Genomic DNA, 17,789 nt, shown 5'->3' with positions numbered 1-17,789 from the left:
AACGATGCTCGAGTGAGTCTATAAACTACAATAATCATAAAGTATTCATGTGTATCTGATGGCACACAAATTAACGTAGGTAACATTTGTAATGAAAATATTAGTAACCGGTGGAGCAGGCTTCATTGGGTCAGCTGTTGTCCGACATATCATTCGTGACACCCAAGATACCGTTATCAATTTAGATAAACTGACCTACGCAGGGAATCTAGAGTCACTGGTTGATTTCTCAGATAGTGAACGTTACTACTTCGAGCAAGTGGATATCTGTGACCGAGCTGAACTAGACCGCGTTTTTTCAGAGCATCAACCCGATAGGGTGATGCATTTGGCCGCCGAATCTCATGTCGATCGTTCTATTGATGGTCCTGCTGCTTTTATTGAGACCAACGTGATGGGCACTTACCATCTGCTCGAAGCGGCCCGTCAATATTGGTCGAGCCTAGATGAAGCGCGCCAATCGGCATTCCGTTTTCATCATATTTCTACGGACGAAGTGTACGGCGATTTAGAGGGGACGGATGATTTGTTCACCGAAACCACTTCATACGCGCCGAGTAGCCCATATTCAGCGTCAAAAGCCTCGAGCGATCATCTGGTTCGCGCTTGGCAACGTACTTATGGCTTACCGACACTTGTCACCAATTGCTCAAACAACTATGGCCCGTACCACTTCCCAGAGAAGTTGATCCCTCTGATGATTTTAAATGCCCTCGACGGCAAGCCGTTGCCTGTGTATGGCGATGGTATGCAAATCCGAGATTGGCTGTTTGTGGAAGATCATGCACGCGCGCTGTACAAAGTGGTCAACGAAGGTGAAGTCGGTGAAACCTACAACATTGGTGGCCATAACGAAAAAGCAAACATCGAAGTGGTGAAAACCATTTGTGCTTTGCTTGAAGAGTTGCGACCAGACAAGCCGGCCGGGGTCGAGTCTTATGAATCTTTGATCACTTATGTCAAAGATCGACCTGGTCATGATGTGCGTTACGCAATTGATGCCACCAAGATCGCTCAAGAGCTTGGCTGGACGCCAGAAGAAACGTTTGAAAGCGGTATTCGCAAAACCGTGGAATGGTACCTCAATAATCCGCAATGGTGGCAGCGTGTGCTTGATGGCTCATACAGTCTTGAGCGACTAGGAGCGGGCGAATAATGAAAGGTATTATTTTAGCAGGCGGCTCGGGCACTCGCCTTTACCCTATTACACGCGGTGTCTCTAAGCAGTTACTGCCGGTTTATGACAAACCAATGATTTACTACCCGTTGTCGGTACTCATGCTTGCTGGCATTCGTGAAATCTTGATCATCACCACGCCAGAAGACCTGGAGGGTTTTCAGCGCCTATTAGGTGATGGCTCAGAGTTTGGCATTGAGTTGCAATACGCGATTCAACCAAGTCCAGACGGCTTAGCTCAAGCCTTCATCATTGGTGAAGAATTCATTGGCGATGATTCAGTATGTTTAGTGCTGGGTGACAACATCTTTTATGGGCAGGGGTTCACGCCGAAGTTGCAGCAAGCTGCTGCCTTAACGGAAGGTGCGACAGTCTTTGGTTATAAAGTGAAAGACCCAGAGCGCTTTGGTGTTGTGGAATTTGACGAAGAGATGAGAGCGCTATCGATTGAAGAGAAGCCAGTCGAGCCAAAATCCAATTACGCCGTGACAGGGCTGTATTTTTACGATAATCGCGTCGTGGAAATTGCCAAAACCATCCAACCGTCCCATCGTGGCGAGCTAGAAATTACGAGTATTAACCAAGCTTACCTAGAGCAAGGGAAGTTGACGGTTGACGTACTAGGGCGCGGCTTTGCGTGGTTAGACACGGGGACACACGGCAGCTTGCTTGAAGCGGCGCATTTTGTCGAAACGATCGAGAAGCGTCAGGGCTACAAAGTTGCTTGCTTAGAAGAGATTGCGTATCGCCGAGGATGGTTAACACGAGAGCACATTCAAGCTGCAGGAAAAGCCTTATCTAAAAACGATTATGGCCGCTATCTTCTAGAGTTATTGGAAGAATAAATGTCGAATATACCGCTAATATCTTTTCAGAAAATGGGTGATGAGCGAGGCTCATTAATCTCGTTAGAGCAACATAAAAACATTCCTTTTGATATCAAACGCATTTACTACATCTTTGATACACAAAGCGGTTTAGCAAGAGGCTTTCATGCGCACTACGACTTAGAGCAAGTCGCTATCTGTATGAAAGGTAGCGTGACTTTCGTCATTGATGATGGCACCACGAAAGAGACAGTGACGCTTTCCTCTCCCGATGTAGGACTGCATATCAAAGGGTTAAAATGGCGTGAGATGCACGACTTTTCTGAAGATTGTGTACTGATGGTCGTAGCCAGTGAGTTATACGATGAAGCCGACTATATCCGTGACTATGACACATTTCTTAAAGAGGTAGCCCATGCGAATTCATGCACTCAGTGATGTTGCTTCATCGGCGATTGGCGAGGGGACATCTATTTGGCAATTTGCCGTGGTCCTTGCTGGGGCTAAAATTGGTCGTGACTGTAATATCTGTGCGCATACCTTCATCGAGAATGATGTGGTCCTAGGAGATAGAGTCACCGTAAAGTGTGGCGTTTACCTCTGGGATGGCATTGAAATTGAAGATGATGTGTTCATTGGTCCAGCAGCGGCTTTCACGAACGACAAGTTCCCACGTTCAAAAGTATGGCCAGAGGCATTTCCAAAAACAAAAATCCTGTCAGGCGCCTCCATTGGCGCCAATGCCACAATTTTGCCCGGCATAACCATCGGAAAAAATGCGATGGTTGGTGCAGGCAGTGTGGTCACCCGTTCAGTGCCAGACTATGCGGTTGTGGTTGGAAGCCCAGCCAAGATAGTACGTTATGTAGAGAAAAATAATGGTTAATTTTTTAGAGCTAAAGCGCTTAAATTCCGAGTACGAAGACGAATTGAAACAAGCCTGTGCACGCGTGATTGAATCTGGCTGGTATATTCTTGGCAAGGAAACTGAAAAGTTTGAACAAGCATTTGCTGACTACTGTGGTGTTAAACACTGTATAGGCGTTGCGAACGGTCTAGATGCTTTAACACTGACGTTAAAGGCTTGGCGAGAGCTAGGAAAAATCAACAAAGGTGATGAAGTTATCGTACCGGGTAATACCTATATCGCATCGGTATTGGCGGTCACCGAAGCGGACTTGGTACCGGTGTTTGTGGAGCCGGATGAGCAGACTCACAATATCAGTCCTGAAGCGATTGAAGCGGCGATTACAGAAAAGACTAAAGTGATTTTGCCGGTGCATTTGTATGGTCAGTTAGCCGATATGCCAGCGATTATGGCGTTGGCGACAAAACACAATCTTCTCGTGCTGGAAGACAGCGCTCAGTCTCATGGTGCGACACTTGCTGGTAAGAAATCTGGCGCATGGGGGGATGCCTCAGGTTTTAGCTTCTATCCGGGTAAAAACCTAGGTGCGTTAGGTGATGGTGGTGCTATTACGACCAGCGATGATGAGCTGGCAGAAACTTTGCGTGCCCTTCGTAACTACGGCTCTCATGTTAAATACCAGAATCTTTATCAAGGATTGAACAGTCGTTTGGATGAAATTCAGTCGGCGATGTTGTCAGTGAAACTGAACTACCTTCCAGCGCAGACGAAAGCGCGTCAGGAGTTGGCGGAATTTTACTTACGTGAAATCAACAACCCGAATATTATCTTACCGGAAGTAGCTGAGCCTGAGGCACATGTATGGCATTTGTTTGTGGTGCGAACTTCACACCGAGATGCATTGGTTAAGCATTTATCAGAGCATGGTATTCAGACACAAGTACATTACCCGATAGCGCCGCATAAACAGCAGGCTTATAAAGAGTTCAGTCATCTGTCATTGCCGCTGACGGAGCAGTTGCAAAATGAAGTGCTGTCATTGCCGATGTCGCCCTACTTGAGTGAAGACGAGAGTCAAAAAGTGGTCGATGCAATCAACTCTTTTAAGGTTGAGCAATGACACAAGAGCATGTGCAAGTATTAGAAGATGTGGTTTATGTCTTCTTTTGCTACAAACAATCAAGTTATCTCGATAAAACGCTTCCGGCGGCATTACATCAAACAGCATGGCCGAGCCAGCTGTTAGTATTGGACGATTGCTCTCCAGATGATAGCCATGAAAAGATTCTATCGCTTTTAGAGTTTGCGCCTAAAGGATTAAATATTGAATATCGCCACAATACGCAAAATGTTGGTTTAGTTAGCCAAATCAACTCCTTGCGGGGGCAATACCAAAATAAGCTCATTATTGTACAAGCTGGCGATGATATAGCGATGCCTAACCGAGTTGAGGAAACTTATGAAACTTGGTTGAAAAATGGTAAACCAAGCTTAATTATTGGTGGTTACGACAAAATTTCTGAGCAAGGCGATATCATTGAGCCATTTGAATCGATCAAGCAAAATAAAAAGCCTTACACACTCGAAAATATTATTAATAGAAAGTGTGCAGTAGATGGTTGTTGCGCCGCTTTTACCTCGGATGTACTGAACGAGTTTGCTCCTTACAACAAAGACATCATCAATGAAGATCGCATCAATGTCCTCCGAGCCTTTTTGTTAAATGGTATTCATCATGAAAACAAAAAATGGATTCAATATCGACTAGGTGGCATATCAACGTTCGCAAAAGAAACACGCGAAGAAAAATATAACAACACAGTTATCAATGCTCAGCGTGAGCTGCAAGATCTTAAAATGAACTTACGAGATGCACAGAGTAAAAATGCCAATGAAGCTGTGAGTGCGATTAAAAAACGGATGCGTTCCGCTGAGTTTATGGCATCGCTTCCACAATCAAATTTTGCTTTGTACAGCGAAGCGATTTGTTATCTTGTTAAAACATTGGATTATCGAACGGTTTTAAAAGTTTTGCGTAGGTTAAAATGAGTACAATTAGAAATATAAAGCAATCGATAAGTATGAAGAGGCATTTTGCTTCAACTTTCCGTTCATTCAAAAAACGAAGTGATAAAAGTACTGACTCACCTAAAGACTTTTATCGTACATATGAGAAATGTACAGTTTTAGGTAATGGACCATCCTTAAAATCAGATATTAATAATATCAGTACAGATACTGATGTGATTGCTGTGAATCACTTTTCGGAGTCTGAGCACTTTACGACTTTGAAGCCCAATAAATATATTTTGATTGATAGCTATTTCTGGGATGAAGCCACTCATAGTTCGTTGGTGGAAAAAAGAGATAAATTGTTTAAAGATCTAAACGAACTTGTGTCTTGGAAAATGCAATTGATTATTCCTGACTTTGCAGACATAGCGTTCATTCAGGGAAATATCAAAAATAGCAACATAGCTGTAAAAGTGCTTCGAGCAATTCCTAGTAATGTAACCAATATTAAATATGGGCCAATAGCATTATCTTCAGGTATTGTTGCACCTCCAGCTGTAAATGTTCTTATCTTTGCTGTGTATGTGGCAATTTTATGTGAATATGATTCAGTGGAAATATTTGGGGCAGATATGAGCTTCCATAATGATGTCCATGTCGATCAAGAAAATAACCAGCTTTATATGGTCTACAAGCATTTCTATGGAAAAGAAGAGAAGTTGCCACTTCTAGAAAACCCTCAAAAGATCAAACCTTTTAACATGACGGACTTGATGCGATTAACTTTTCTGACGTTTTATGCACATCAACTGCTGAATAAATGGGCAGAGCTAAAAGGGGTAAAAGTCATAAATAGGTCTAATTTTTCTATGATCGATGCTTACCCTCGGCGGTGAAATTACAGGTAAGTATTACAGGTAAGTAGACGCTACAATGGTAATGCCCACTTACCTATGATTATTTATCTATTTTTCTGTAACCAAACGGACTCTGCGAAAGTAAAGTCTTCTGGCCAATCTATATCAATTGAGCTCTCTGCATCCTGTATGTACATCGAAGGCTTTAGTCCAATTCGGTCATTTAGTTTTTTGTAGTTTTCGACGCTATTTAAAAAGACTGAGCTATCGATTTCATACAAAGGTTCAATCGTCTGAGTTCTTGGCCATTTTTCTATATTACGATCGTAGCTAATCGGTCTGTCTTTATTCCAAATAAAACCGCGTAGCTCTTTGACTGTCATTAATGAATCATATCCTTCAGAGAGGCTCGCGAGATATTGTTTTAGAATTGCACGATAACCGGATTCATCGAGGAAAGGCGAGGTTACATGAGTCCAAAGTACGTGACCTGTAGTAATAATCGAAGGAACGTATCTAATAAGATCATCAGTGCTTGTTGAACTTGAGCCTAAGTGCTCTGGGCGTTCATCTATTCGTATGCGAGAATCTTTATATGTTGAAGCAAACTCTAGAACAACGTCGTCGTTTGAAGATACGACTATCGAATCTAGATCAGTTATATTGATTAACTGATCCAGTTTGATTTTTAGCAACCCACCTTTTACACCAGCAAAGTCTTTGGTGTTTTTGTTTGGGATACGTTCACTGCCTTTTCGGCATGGTAAAAAGACATGGACACTCATGCTTACCAACTCCTTAGAATATTGAAACCTTCACTTTTTGATAAGCTTTCAAGCTCTTCTTTTACATTTGAAAAAGGAAGATAGCCAAGAAAATCAATATTATTCTCTTTGGCTGCGTGAAAGTCTGATAATGCGTCACCGATCATTAGAGCCGTGCCTGAAGACTCCTTTAGGATGGTTGCAACGTTATCTGCTTTCGCGGTAGGTGATCCTAGAATTAACGTAAAATATTGCGCCAGCTTTCTTTTAACAAATACTTCTCGTAATTCGTCTTGAGCAGATCCACTCGCTACATAGAGTTTGGCTGGGCAATCTGTAATTGCTGCAATAAAATTAGGCGTTAGTTGAGCTTCCATGTATAGCTCTTCACACTGCTTTGAGTAGAAGCTTAATATACGTTCGTACAATGCTTCATCTGTATTTAAGATGAAATGTTCAACAAAGTAACTCACATGATGAAAACGCGATTTGCCAAAATTAGCTTTAAAGTAATTGCAACAATTGTCTATTTCGAGCTCTGATACTTGGGCCATGCGTAAAGCATTACGCATGGCATCAATTTTTAGGTTATTTGAGTCTAGGATCACGCCATCGCAGTCAAAAATAACAGTATCATAGCCATTAAATAGCGGGTGCATAAATAGACCCTGCTTTTACTGGATAAGTGGTTGGGGTTAACGCTTGAATTGATGTACTTCCAAACTGCTGACTAACCATGCTAAAGATCTCATTCATTTCCATTTGGCGTCGGTCAGTCACATCATAACCATCAAAACCAACGAGAGATATCTTCTGCGCTTGACCTATAAAAGCGATACATAACGCATATGCAGCGGTATTGTCATACGGTAGTGTACAGTAGTTTTTATGGGCGGTGAGAGTATCCTTCTCTATGGTGCTACTGTAATCAATCATAGAAATATTACTAAATTTACTTAGCTCGTCTTCGTCAAAGCGGTTCTTTGGCAAAAATACGGGTTTGGCTACCTCTGAGTAATGGCTGCTTTCTGACAAGTATTTAGAGTTATGAGATACAGCAAAGTAATCGAAAAGCTCAGTGTTAATCTCATGCTTTGTATTGATGCCAATTACGATAGGCTTTCTAGTCTTAATGTATGTCTCGATCGCGACTCTATGTGTTGCAGCATTGGGCGTATTAGTGACCAGTAAAATTTCTTTTCCTGAAAAGATCCCTGATAGGTCTGATTGGCTTTCAGTTGGTTGGCTTATTTTCCCTACAGTAAGCGCTTCTTCTAAGACATCACCATTGTAGCTTGTCGTACCTTCTAGTTTTTTTAAATGCTCGATAGCGCCAACAATTTCTTCTGTTCCGTAATTAGGATTAGAAAGCATATTTTGAATATAAGTTGGGTGAATATCGTTTTTGGCTCCCAAGTAATATAGAAGGCTTGAACCCCAACCGTATCTTCTTTGCATTGGTTCAAAATGGCGAATAACTAGTTCATATATTGCTGTTGGCAAGTATTTATCTAGTCCATCAAGTTCAGCGAGCAGGTTTTCGGTCTGGGCGTTCCCAGCGCCTCGTCCCATTCCGGTAACGGTTACATCCAACCATGTAACACCATTCGAACGAGCTGTCATCGTATTAGACATTGCTTGACCCATGTTGTTATGGGTGTGGATGCCAATGTCGCCATCCCAGTTTTGCTTTACAATTTCGGCAATGCGAGTGACTTCTGCACTATCCATATTACCGAGAGAGTCAGCAAAATAGATGACGTCAGGGTTTGCTTTTGCTACCGCCTGTACTTTTTCCGCTATAACCTCGGATGGTTTTCCGCCCGCTTGCATCAGATTTAAACCAACGATATATCCCATTTCTTTGAAAGCTTTAATCATGCTTTCACACTGCTCTGCTTCATTGAAATGTGCCGCGATACGAACGAGATCAACTTTACTTTCTTGTGCTGGTACAAAAAGATCATTGATGGCAGCGACAACAGGTTTACCCGCATCTAGCAAAGTTCTTGCGTCAACCATTACGCCGTATGTCGGACCTTTCGGTAGGTGTAGCGTGTTTAGAAACTCTTCAGTCGTATAAGCAAATGGACCACTGTAAACAGACTTAGGATAGTTACGAAGCCCTAACTCAACATAATCAATTTTAGCTTTTGCAACTGCTGTGAGGTAAGCGTCAACGACTTCTGGTGAAAAGTCCCAGTGGTTATAGTAGCCACCATCGCGAAGAGTACAGTCTAAAATTTTTTGCATAATGGATATTCTTTTTAAGTTAAACAGGTAAAGTGCTTAGTACAGTAAAACATACAAGCTTAATAGTAAAAGTGAGGTATTTATCAAACTAATTATTAAGTTATTACTTATCACTTTGGGGGAGTAAGCTCATTGTTCGGTTTAGAGCGCCTTGATTGGATGAGGCCCATTTATTAGCATGCAAAGCTCGGAGTAAATATTTATCTTGTTGAGAAATGATCTCTGTAGTCCTTAGGGCAAGGGTCGTTGAGTCTGGCACAATTAAGATACCATCCACAGCTAGTAAGTTTTCAACAATCTCCTTAAAGTTGAAATAGCTGGGGCCAGTAATGATGACTTTTTCTAACATGGCAGGCTCTAGCACATTGTGCCCACCAACCTTATCTCCAATTAGGCTTCCACCCATAAAGCAGATGTCCGCTGCGCCTATCAACGTTAGCATCTCACCCATTGTATCGCCGAGATAGACTTGAGTATTTGTCTCTACTGCATGCGTTGAAGTACGACGCACAGTGCTAAAGCCTTGCTGTTGGCAAAGCGTGAATACATCATCAAATCGTTCTGGATGTCGAGGAACCAAAATAAGTAAAGCATTTGGATGAGATTTTAAAACTTGTCTATGCGCATCTAATACCTGCTCGTCTTCGCCTTTGTGGGTGCTAGCTGCAATCCAAATCGGACGATCGTTTCCGAGCTGAGCACGAAGTTGCTGTCCTTGCTGTTTCACTTGCTCTGATATTTGAATATCGAACTTAATAGAACCGGTAACGGATAGTTTCTTTTTCTCGACGCCTAGGCGTTCAAAGCGCTCTGCATCTGAAGCTGTTTGGCAGAGTACTTGAGTTAGGCATGGATGAAGTTGGTTAAAAAGCCGCTGTATTTTGGTGTAGTTCTTACACGATTTTTCAGATAGGCGCGCATTCACGACAGTTATAGGGATACCCGCTTTGTGAACATTGTGAAGCGTGTTTGGCCACAGCTCAGTCTCAATGATCAACATCTGTTTTGGTTGCACTGCTTTAAGAAAACCTTTGATAGCGAACCCAAAGTCAATTGGCATATAGCGGTGTTCAACTAAATCACCCAACTTAGCAATCTGTTCAGCTCCGGTACTTGTTGTTGTAGTAACTAGAATAGATTGTTCGGGGTTTTGTTCCTTAAGGGCTTTGATTAAAGGTGTTGCTGCTATGCTTTCACCAACAGATACGGCATGTATCCAAATAGGTTTGTCGTTGCTTTTTAGCTTGGGAGTTATGCCAAAGTGCTCTCTCCAGCGAGAGCCGAACTTAGGCTTATTTGGTTTGCTCTTGTACAAACCAAATAAAAGCAGCGGTGACGCTAGAGCGAGTAGTAAGGTATAAACAATACGAACTAACATGAGCTTATCGTAATGGCGTCAAGTTTTTGGATACTATCTAGCACTTGCTTAGGCGAAAGTTCTGTCAAGCACTTAAGGTGTTTGTATTGACATTCACGCTGAAAACAAGGGCGACAATCAATATCGGTATGAACAATCTCCACTTTTTCTGCGAGTGGGGGGGTGTACTTCGGTGAAGTTGAGCCATACACGGCAACAACATTACAACCAACCGCAGCAGCCACATGCATTAAGCCTGAGTCATTCGCGACAACAGTCTTGCATGCAGCAAGTAGATCGACCGCTTCAATTAAGCTGGTTTGGCCTGCTAGAACATGAATGTTCTCATGGAATTGCGTCGGGACAAGTGCGCGGATATTGTTACAAGTCTCTAAGTCTTTTTGAGAACCAAACAACCAGATTTGATGCCCAGATCGAGCCATTTGCGTCGCAACTTCAGCGTAGTGTGTTTCGGGCCATTTTTTGGCAGGACCAAACTCTGCTCCTGGGCACAGTCCAATGATTGGTTGGTCTTGCGTTAAGTTGAACTTTTTGAGCGAGGCTTGTTGCTCTGCCGCGTTGATTGCAAGGCGTGGGCGAGGCAAGGTTTCAAGCCCGCCAAGAGAGTTAGAATCCACCATTTCTGCTTTTGGATAAGCTAACGCTACATAGCGCTCTACCATGTACTGAAAAGACTTCATGTTAGGGCGTAAGTCATTCAATAAACCATAGCGCATTTCTCCCTTCCAGCCAGTACGAAGAGGAATGTTTGCAAACCATGGGATCAGTGCTGATTTCGCTGATTTAGGCAAGATATAGGCATGGTCATATTGCTTTTCACGTAATGATTTACCAATTTCCCTGCGGCCTAATAAGTTAAACTCACCATGACCGATAGGCATTTCAATCGCTTGGTGGATTTCTGGCATACGCTCAAGAATCGGTTTACACCATCCTGGAGCGATAACGTCAATTTGGCTATCTGGATGGCGTTGCTTTAATACGATATATAACGATTGCGACATTACCATATCGCCGACCCACGCAGGGCCAATGACTAAAATCTTCATGCTTTGTTTTTCCAGTATAGGAATTTCAAAATTGACTCATAAGTTCTAAAAAGTTCAGCGTATATTTTATTCGCAAGAGTCATTTTGGATTTATCTTTTCTTTTACAACCAATCGTCGAAGCAATCTCAGCTCTAGTAAAAAGATCTGGAGACACGCTGTAAACTTGAACACCATGTCTCCATGGTTTTTCCATGTAGTCATCGACTGGTTCAATAAACTCTTGAGCATGCATAACAAACTTTGAGGCTGCTTTAGGTGTGACAATATATGCGGTGGTACCACAAGTTCCAGCAGAGTAGCCCCCTAACATATGATTATCATCAATCGGTACGATAGGGGTGAATACACGCTTCTGAGTAGCAGACAACTTGATATAGTCATAATTAGAAGTCAATGGAAGGGTATGTTCGAGTACTTGCTTTAGCCCCTCTACGGGGTCGACGTTGTCTTCTAAGATGACGATCGGTTCATCAAGCTCAATACAGCGAACCCACAACTCGTAATGGCTTGCAAAACAGGCGACTTCACTGGTTTTTAATTGATACCCTTTGCGGCGTAGAGTAATGGTTGGACGACTTTTTTCTGAATGAAGAAAACGGCCAACAGAGCCATCTACGGCATCAAAAAACTCAAACCTAATGCCTTGTTGTTTTAACTTTTCTTCAATACGTTCTCGGCGATCTAGCGATCGAGCCAAGCTTACGACAAATACTTTCACTGCACTTTCCAGTCGCTGTTATATCTTGGTTTAAACAAATTGTAATAGTTATTGCCGTCTTCTTGAGAGTGCAGCAACTGCAGTACCCACATATATTGTTCGGGTTTATCATCGACAAAATATTCAATGGCTTCATTACAGGTACGAGCATCTTGCTCTTCGCCTTTATCCAGCTCAAACGCTGGTAAAATCTCAATATCAAACGTACCATCTTCAGTGTTCATCGACGCAAATAGAGGCAGTACTTTTGAGCGTGATAGTTTTGCAATTTTGCCTAAACCAGGTAGCGTTGCTTTACGTGTGGCAAAAAAATCGACAAACACACTATGCTCTGGGCCGTGATCTTGATCGGGTAGATAATACCCCACATAGCCATCTCGAATGGATTTCAGAAAAGGCTTAATGCCACCTGAGCGTTCATAAACACGACCACCGTATTGAACTCTTTGCTTGTGCATCAGCCAGTCAGCAACATCATTCTTTTGTTTCTTCGCCATTGCAGAAACTGGCATTCCCATTGAAGCGAGCAAGATAGCAGGCACATCAATTGCCCAAGAGTGGGGAACCATTAAAATCACATTTTCGTTGTTATCAATGTGCTGTCGTAAAATGTCTAGGCCGCGAATTTGGCAACGGTTCTGAAGCCACTTTGGTGAGCGTAAACTTAGTAATCCGAAGCGAAAAAAGAACATGGCTGCTGTGTAGAGTGTTTTTTCTATCAAAGCTTCACGTTCTTGGAACGACTTTTCTGGAAAACACAGCTCAAAGTTAACCCTCGCTCGGTGAGCTGGCCCTTTGTGGGATTTCGACAGTTTTTTGGCTATGGTTTTCGCCAACCACTTTTGTAAACCCAGTGGCATTAATGATAAAGGTAAAAATAAGAGAACACCTAACCACGTGCCCCAGTACTTAGGCGACAGAAAGTGGCGCTTAAACTCAGGGTTATATGCTTTAGGGTCGAAGTCATCACGTTTTATGGTCATGGCGTGTCTAGTTACCTATTCGTGTACGGGCGAAGTGGTTTAAATGAGAAAAAAGATAGTTAGGAATGATACAGGCTATTGCACTTGAGTAAAGGTGGCAGGTTATGGTTCTACCACCTTGTGGTGCTTAACTGTTTTGGATAGTCAAGTATTCGGCAACGCCTTCTGCAACTGTCTTGAATTCAACATCACAGCCTGCGGTGCGCAGTTTGGTCAGATCCGCTTGTGTGAATTCTTGGTAAGCGCCTTTTAGGTGCTCAGGGAATGGGATGGTTTCAATTTGGCCTTTGCCATGATGCTTGATAACTGCTTTTGCTACCTCTTCAAAAGATTCAGCACGGCCAGTGCCACAGTTAAAAATGCCTGATACGCTGTTTTCTAAGAACCACAGGTTTACTTTACAGACATCACCAACGTAAACGAAGTCGCGTTTGAATGATTCGCTGCCCGCGAACAATTTAGGATTTTCACCTGCGTTAAGTTGGTTGTTTAGGTGGAACGCAACTGATGCCATGCTACCTTTGTGGTCTTCACGTGGGCCATATACGTTGAAGTAGCGGAAGCCGGTGATTTGAGAAAGGGGCTCACCATGTTCTTCAGCGTCTTGCCATAGGCGACGAACGTAGTTATCAAACTGCTGTTTCGAGTAACCGTATACATTCAGTGCGCCTTCGTATTCGCGTTCTTCAACGAAAGTATCTGTATCGCCGTAAGTTGCTGCTGAAGAAGCGTATAGGAATGGAATCTCGCGATCTAAACAGTAATGAAGCAGCTCTTTAGAGTACTCGTAGTTGTTTAGCATCATGTACTTACCATCCCACTCAGTCGTTGCAGAGCAAGCACCTTCGTGGAAAATTGCCTCAATCGGACCAAAATCATCGCCCGCCATAATTTGGGTCAGAAAGTCGTCACGATCCATGTAATCTGTGATGTCCAGATCAACTAAGTTCTTAAATTTTTTTCCATTTTTTAGGTTGTCGACAACCAGGATATCGTTAATACCAGCTTCGTTTAGTGCTTTAACAATGTTGCTGCCGATCATGCCAGCGCCACCAGTTACGATGATCATAGAACTTCCACCATAGATTAAAATTTTCTCAGGAATTCTAGCAAGAAACGAAAAGTAGCGCTATTGGAAGCAGGAAGATAGGTTTTAGTCTTCTATGACTCAGTATCTAGATATGAAAAAGGGAGCCGCAGCTCCCTTGATTACTTTATTATTCCACATCCGAACGGTTAGGTCTTTGGTACCAAGGATTTCGTTCGTCGGTTAACTCAATTAAGCTGTATTTGCGGCCGAGCTTCTGCCCTCCGTCACGAGTAAGAGGCTGCCAACTAAAGTTCGCACGATTGTTACTTGGCTTAACGGTCATGATGTCAAACGGAATCGACAAGTAGAAACCTTTAGTAAAGCTACCTTCACCAAATTCGTCCGCAGACAAGTCTGTAAATGAGGCAAAGGCGCCAGCAATTACGCCACTCTTGAACTGCTTAGAAACATTGATTTGTGTACCAACATCGCCAGCTAGGAACTGACCAACATCGACTTGGATCATCAAATCTTGCAGGAATTCCCATTGAGGGTAGTAGTAACCAGATACAAAACCAGTGAATCCTTTATCAATAACTTGGAACGGACGTCCATATTCTGGCACGTTTTGCCATTTCTCATCGTAAACACCGAAGTAACTTTGTGGATCACGTTGAGAAATTACGTTGACGTCAGCGCCAATCGCCCAGTTAGCTCCTTGTGGTCGGTAAAGAAACTCGGTACCGACTCCAGCAAACATGCTCTCCAGATAACCCGCGTAGAATTGTTGATCCATGGTATCGGAATACTCTTGGAACCAAGTCAATTGTAAGTTTGACATGGTTATAGCATGTTCATTTTGGTAAGCGCGGAACATGGTACGAACGCGAGGAACAGTAGTACCATCAGGTGGAGTTACATAGTTAAACTTATCGTAGTTGTTATACCAATCCCAGTACAACGAGCCGCCAATTTCAAGGTTGTCTGTCAGCCAGTATGAGGCATTACCGCTTAGCCCCACACTAAAGAGGTAGAAATCTTCTGCGTTACCGAGAGTTTGAACAAGCTTCGGTGCAAAGCCCCAATCAAAACGTTCAAAACCATCATAGACAGATTCTCCACTTGGCTTATTGTTAGCTTTTGCGGTTGCATCTTCTATTTTGGGGTTGATGTAATTAACTTGGGCAAAGTCGCGATATTTCTCCTTGGAAATAATCGTTTGTTCGCCGACTAAGCCTCGGCTACGTTCATTGATCGCATAGGTATCAATACTTTTAGGCATTTCATTATGAAGTACAGCCGCCGCTTTTTCATGTGCCTCTGTACGGTCACGATATTTCTTCTGTTCACCAACGACAGTTACGGTGTTGTCATCAACATAAATGCGCGTGTTTTGGTAACCTGCAATTTTGTCTAAATCTTCTGTTACACGTTCCCAGTCAACATCAGACAGTTCTTCTGGCTGATTGCTTTCTACTTCTGGCGTAGGTGTGTCTCGCCAAAAAGATGGCATGTCATTGAAATTAGTGTTTAGTGTTAAGCCTGCGACCAAAGTGTCGCCGCGTTCATAACTTAAACGAAAATCAGCCATTCCTAGACGATAGAGCACACCAAAGTTCCACGGTGTATGTGGAGTCATGTCTACGCCACCGCTTACCACAGGGAATTCTTCGCTGTAATCGTTACTGTCGTACTCAAGCTTGAAGCGAAGAGGGGCGTGTAATGTCTGATATTCAACACCACCAAACAATGCTGCATCTCCCTTGAACACACGGTCAAAGTTGGTTGTCCCACCCGTTTCTAAAAAATCGGCAGGGCGTTCACAAAATCGCTCTGATAGTTTACAAGCCGGATTAGAAATATTGTCACGAGTGCCTAGCGAACCCCAGCCCATACCTAAGGTAAAATCAAAGGTACCTAACTTTGGATTGGAGTATCGCTTGGTTGCCGCTATGTATTCTCCATCGAATAATCCAGTGCCCGCAAAATCTCTCACTCCAAGCGAAAGTTCGGGAAGGTATTCTGATTCGTTCAGTAAACGAATTTTGAAGTCAATACCTTTATCGGTGAAGTTAGTATCTCCGGAGAAACTCGGATCACTACTATAAAGTAAATCTCGAACGGAAGTGTAACGAATGGTTGTTTCCAACCAAGGCATGAGTTGCAGAGTGACATTGTAAAAAAGGTATTCATCACTTCCAGTGACAGAAAAGTTGAACTCACCTTCTGGTGCCATACGTCCGGTTGGCATCTGCATTAAGCCAACACCACCAAAGTCAGACTGAGAAGGCTGTAACGTGGGAGCCTCAAAGGGCATGTCTTGAGCCCAAACCAATGCTGGGCCCATTAAAGAAAGGGTTAAGCTTTTTCTAATTGGCATCATTGCGGTCTCTTTGTGGAATTTGGTATCAGTTGAGTGAGTAGGCGGACAATGTCTTGGTCCATTTCGGAGTATTCAAGTTCACCAAACGGAATATATACCAATGTCAGAGGTGGTAAGTAATATTGTGTTGTTAACCAAGCTCCGTGATGCGGCTTAACTACGTGACCATCTGGGTAGATCAACACTGGCGGTGTTGATAACGTACCAATGTTACTTTTCAAATTCTCTAATTGTCTCTGCAAAGGGATGCCTGCCTGCTCCTTAATGGAATACACGCTATTTAGGTTTCCCAGGAAGTACACTTTTTCTTCGCGTAGAGGGCTTGCGAGCAGGTAATTGCCGCGCAACAGTGGGTTGTCGAATTTATTTAGTCGAATTTTATCAACATCGATCGCAGACAGTAAGCGTGGTGCAAAGTTTTGCTTCTGAATAAATTTGTAGAATGGATGTGCAACCAAATTGTGTTGAATCATTTGATTGAGTACCGAGTTCTTTAAAGCGGTAGAGGTTTTCTCGGCATGATCTGATTTATCAAACAAAGTCGTACCAAGAGAATATTGTAGTGAGACGTTTTGCTCCGTAGCAAGTGCTAACACACTTTCTAAACGAGCAGGCCCTTGGAATTGTAGCTGTTTGCTTACCTCCAGCAACTTAACATTTAATGGCTGTGTAGTAGAGCTTTCTGTTTGAGCGAAGCCATGTGTGCTCAAAAGCGGCATGACCAAACCGAATAAAGTGAGTAGTCGTTTGCTCATGATTTGCTATACCCCTTTAAAATGGTTAACTCAACCGGAATCATCTTCGGTCCTAAATATTGTAAGGTTTTGACAACCTGACCTTGTTCATTAACCCAATAAAGGTTTTCGACCGATTGAGAAAGACTACTAAACTCAACGACTTCTTTATATACACTGGTCATCGCGTTAGAAATTGGTGTTGTTAACGTTTCTTGACCTGAGTAAGAACGCGTTACATGTGCAGGAAAGCCATAACGGTATTGTTTTGCCCAATCATATGAGAGTGTGTAGTTCACGGAGGCTGAATCTGAAGAAAAATCTGGCACGTCACCATAAACACCCGCTAAGTCCCCATTCTGCAGACCTATCGTTTTGACGATATGCCCATTCTCCGTAACGATCATAGCTTTGTCAGCACTTACCCATTTCAGTTGTATTATTCCATTGAGAGGATTTCGCTCTGCAAAAGCTAAAACAACAAAGACCTGTTTTTGATTCCCAAGTTTTAAATAGGCACTGGCATAAGGAACGGCTTTTATTTCTTCTGGGGTCATCTCTACATCGATGTAGTTACCGTATGCTTCTTGGACTGTGGCTGATACATCATTGAACTTTTGTGTACAGCCAAAGAGTAAGGTGAATAGCGGAAGAGTGAGAAGTGGGCGTATCCATTTAGACGTTCGGAAGATATTCATTATTCCCTCTTACAAATAAAATCGCCCTGAGTCATTCAGGGCGATTATCTTCTATC

At 42.8% G+C, this 17,789-nt stretch carries 18 protein-coding genes; 7 read left to right on the top strand and 11 right to left on the bottom strand.

The window, feature by feature from the left end:
• Positions 1-91: 91 nt before the first annotated feature.
• The 7 genes from rfbB to L3V27_RS14205 are packed head-to-tail and all read left to right on the top strand — an operon-like array spanning position 92 to position 5,781.
• Positions 92-1,156 (top strand): dTDP-glucose 4,6-dehydratase, encoded by a 1,065-nt coding sequence (gene rfbB / locus L3V27_RS14235; RefSeq protein ID WP_237312124.1) that lies wholly within the window; start codon positions 92-94, stop codon positions 1,154-1,156.
• Complete coding sequence (gene rfbA, locus L3V27_RS14230) at positions 1,156-2,022, top strand: glucose-1-phosphate thymidylyltransferase RfbA (protein ID WP_104974584.1); 867 nt, start codon at positions 1,156-1,158, stop codon at positions 2,020-2,022. Before rfbB ends, rfbA begins: the two co-directional genes overlap by 1 nt.
• A complete protein-coding gene (locus L3V27_RS14225) occupies positions 2,023-2,442 on the top strand; it encodes an FdtA/QdtA family cupin domain-containing protein (RefSeq protein ID WP_053306496.1) in 420 nt (139 codons plus the stop codon).
• A complete protein-coding gene (locus L3V27_RS14220; RefSeq protein ID WP_047009430.1) occupies positions 2,420-2,890 on the top strand; it encodes an acyltransferase in 471 nt (156 codons plus the stop codon). The genes L3V27_RS14225 and L3V27_RS14220 overlap by 23 nt, the downstream gene beginning before the upstream one ends.
• Entirely contained in the window at positions 2,883-3,992 is a 1,110-nt protein-coding gene (locus L3V27_RS14215) for a DegT/DnrJ/EryC1/StrS family aminotransferase (RefSeq protein WP_213904777.1), read from the top strand. The genes L3V27_RS14220 and L3V27_RS14215 overlap by 8 nt, the downstream gene beginning before the upstream one ends.
• Positions 3,989-4,921 (top strand): glycosyltransferase family 2 protein, encoded by a 933-nt coding sequence (locus L3V27_RS14210; protein ID WP_047009432.1) that lies wholly within the window; start codon positions 3,989-3,991, stop codon positions 4,919-4,921. The genes L3V27_RS14215 and L3V27_RS14210 overlap by 4 nt, the downstream gene beginning before the upstream one ends.
• On the top strand, positions 4,918-5,781 hold the full coding sequence (locus L3V27_RS14205) for a hypothetical protein (protein WP_086046452.1): 864 nt from the start codon (positions 4,918-4,920) through the stop codon (positions 5,779-5,781). Before L3V27_RS14210 ends, L3V27_RS14205 begins: the two co-directional genes overlap by 4 nt.
• Positions 5,782-5,846: 65 nt before the next feature.
• Here the strand turns inward: L3V27_RS14205 and L3V27_RS14200 are convergent, their stop codons facing one another.
• The 11 genes from L3V27_RS14200 to L3V27_RS14150 all read right to left on the bottom strand — a co-directional run bounded on the left by L3V27_RS14200 (position 5,847) and on the right by L3V27_RS14150 (position 17,733).
• A complete protein-coding gene (locus L3V27_RS14200; protein WP_047009434.1) occupies positions 5,847-6,527 on the bottom strand; it encodes an acylneuraminate cytidylyltransferase in 681 nt (226 codons plus the stop codon).
• A 2-nt stretch (positions 6,528-6,529) separates the two neighbouring features.
• Positions 6,530-7,165, bottom strand: a complete 636-nt coding sequence (locus tag L3V27_RS14195; protein ID WP_047009435.1) for an HAD hydrolase-like protein — start codon at positions 7,163-7,165, stop codon at positions 6,530-6,532.
• The gene (locus tag L3V27_RS14190) at positions 7,149-8,759 is read right to left on the bottom strand and encodes an aldolase catalytic domain-containing protein (protein ID WP_237312122.1); all 1,611 of its coding nucleotides are present in this window, start codon (positions 8,757-8,759) and stop codon (positions 7,149-7,151) included. The genes L3V27_RS14195 and L3V27_RS14190 overlap by 17 nt, the downstream gene beginning before the upstream one ends.
• 103 nt (positions 8,760-8,862) lie before the next feature.
• Positions 8,863-10,137 carry a lipid IV(A) 3-deoxy-D-manno-octulosonic acid transferase gene (gene waaA / locus L3V27_RS14185; protein WP_237312120.1) on the bottom strand — a complete coding sequence of 425 codons (1,275 nt, stop codon included), beginning with the start codon at positions 10,135-10,137 and terminating at the stop codon, positions 8,863-8,865.
• A complete protein-coding gene (gene waaF, locus L3V27_RS14180; protein WP_237312118.1) occupies positions 10,131-11,186 on the bottom strand; it encodes a lipopolysaccharide heptosyltransferase II in 1,056 nt (351 codons plus the stop codon). The genes waaA and waaF overlap by 7 nt, the downstream gene beginning before the upstream one ends.
• Entirely contained in the window at positions 11,183-11,905 is a 723-nt protein-coding gene (locus L3V27_RS14175; RefSeq protein WP_237312117.1) for a glycosyltransferase family 25 protein, read from the bottom strand. The genes waaF and L3V27_RS14175 overlap by 4 nt, the downstream gene beginning before the upstream one ends.
• Positions 11,902-12,888 (bottom strand): lauroyl-Kdo(2)-lipid IV(A) myristoyltransferase, encoded by a 987-nt coding sequence (lpxM, locus tag L3V27_RS14170; protein WP_237312115.1) that lies wholly within the window; start codon positions 12,886-12,888, stop codon positions 11,902-11,904. Before lpxM ends, L3V27_RS14175 begins: the two co-directional genes overlap by 4 nt.
• Positions 12,889-13,015: 127 nt before the next feature.
• Positions 13,016-13,957, bottom strand: a complete 942-nt coding sequence (gene rfaD, locus L3V27_RS14165; protein WP_237312113.1) for an ADP-glyceromanno-heptose 6-epimerase — start codon at positions 13,955-13,957, stop codon at positions 13,016-13,018.
• Positions 13,958-14,105: 148 nt separating this feature from the next.
• Positions 14,106-16,301 (bottom strand): YjbH domain-containing protein, encoded by a 2,196-nt coding sequence (locus L3V27_RS14160; protein ID WP_237312111.1) that lies wholly within the window; start codon positions 16,299-16,301, stop codon positions 14,106-14,108.
• On the bottom strand, positions 16,298-17,056 hold the full coding sequence (locus L3V27_RS14155) for a capsule biosynthesis GfcC family protein (protein ID WP_237312109.1): 759 nt from the start codon (positions 17,054-17,056) through the stop codon (positions 16,298-16,300). The genes L3V27_RS14160 and L3V27_RS14155 overlap by 4 nt, the downstream gene beginning before the upstream one ends.
• A complete protein-coding gene (locus tag L3V27_RS14150; protein ID WP_047009444.1) occupies positions 17,053-17,733 on the bottom strand; it encodes a YjbF family lipoprotein in 681 nt (226 codons plus the stop codon). The genes L3V27_RS14155 and L3V27_RS14150 overlap by 4 nt, the downstream gene beginning before the upstream one ends.
• Between the last annotated feature and the right edge of the window lie 56 nt (positions 17,734-17,789).

Source organism: Vibrio sp. J2-3(2022) (genome assembly GCF_021725735.1).
Lineage (GTDB): Bacteria > Pseudomonadota > Gammaproteobacteria > Enterobacterales > Vibrionaceae > Vibrio > Vibrio diabolicus.
Note: the sequence above shows the minus strand (reverse complement) of the source record. Positions and strands in the feature narration are given on the sequence as shown.

Bases quoted from the DNA above. Each gene is read 5' to 3' on its own strand.
- L3V27_RS14200 (WP_047009434.1), bottom strand. From the start codon at position 6,527: ATGAGTGTCCATGTCTTTTTACCATGCCGAAAAGGCAGTGAACGTATC.
- L3V27_RS14190 (WP_237312122.1), bottom strand. From the start codon at position 8,759: ATGCAAAAAATTTTAGACTGTACTCTTCGCGATGGTGGCTACTATAAC.
- waaF (WP_237312118.1), bottom strand. From the start codon at position 11,186: ATGAAGATTTTAGTCATTGGCCCTGCGTGGGTCGGCGATATGGTAATG.
- rfaD (WP_237312113.1), bottom strand. From the start codon at position 13,957: ATGATCATCGTAACTGGTGGCGCTGGCATGATCGGCAGCAACATTGTT.
- L3V27_RS14225 (WP_053306496.1), top strand. From the start codon at position 2,023: ATGTCGAATATACCGCTAATATCTTTTCAGAAAATGGGTGATGAGCGA.
- lpxM (WP_237312115.1), bottom strand. From the start codon at position 12,888: ATGACCATAAAACGTGATGACTTCGACCCTAAAGCATATAACCCTGAG.
- L3V27_RS14220 (WP_047009430.1), top strand. From the start codon at position 2,420: ATGCGAATTCATGCACTCAGTGATGTTGCTTCATCGGCGATTGGCGAG.
- L3V27_RS14205 (WP_086046452.1), top strand. From the start codon at position 4,918: ATGAGTACAATTAGAAATATAAAGCAATCGATAAGTATGAAGAGGCAT.
- L3V27_RS14210 (WP_047009432.1), top strand. From the start codon at position 3,989: ATGACACAAGAGCATGTGCAAGTATTAGAAGATGTGGTTTATGTCTTC.
- L3V27_RS14155 (WP_237312109.1), bottom strand. From the start codon at position 17,056: ATGAGCAAACGACTACTCACTTTATTCGGTTTGGTCATGCCGCTTTTG.
- rfbB (WP_237312124.1), top strand. From the start codon at position 92: ATGAAAATATTAGTAACCGGTGGAGCAGGCTTCATTGGGTCAGCTGTT.
- L3V27_RS14195 (WP_047009435.1), bottom strand. From the start codon at position 7,165: ATGCACCCGCTATTTAATGGCTATGATACTGTTATTTTTGACTGCGAT.
- L3V27_RS14215 (WP_213904777.1), top strand. From the start codon at position 2,883: ATGGTTAATTTTTTAGAGCTAAAGCGCTTAAATTCCGAGTACGAAGAC.
- L3V27_RS14150 (WP_047009444.1), bottom strand. From the start codon at position 17,733: ATGAATATCTTCCGAACGTCTAAATGGATACGCCCACTTCTCACTCTT.
- L3V27_RS14160 (WP_237312111.1), bottom strand. From the start codon at position 16,301: ATGATGCCAATTAGAAAAAGCTTAACCCTTTCTTTAATGGGCCCAGCA.
- rfbA (WP_104974584.1), top strand. From the start codon at position 1,156: ATGAAAGGTATTATTTTAGCAGGCGGCTCGGGCACTCGCCTTTACCCT.
- waaA (WP_237312120.1), bottom strand. From the start codon at position 10,137: ATGTTAGTTCGTATTGTTTATACCTTACTACTCGCTCTAGCGTCACCG.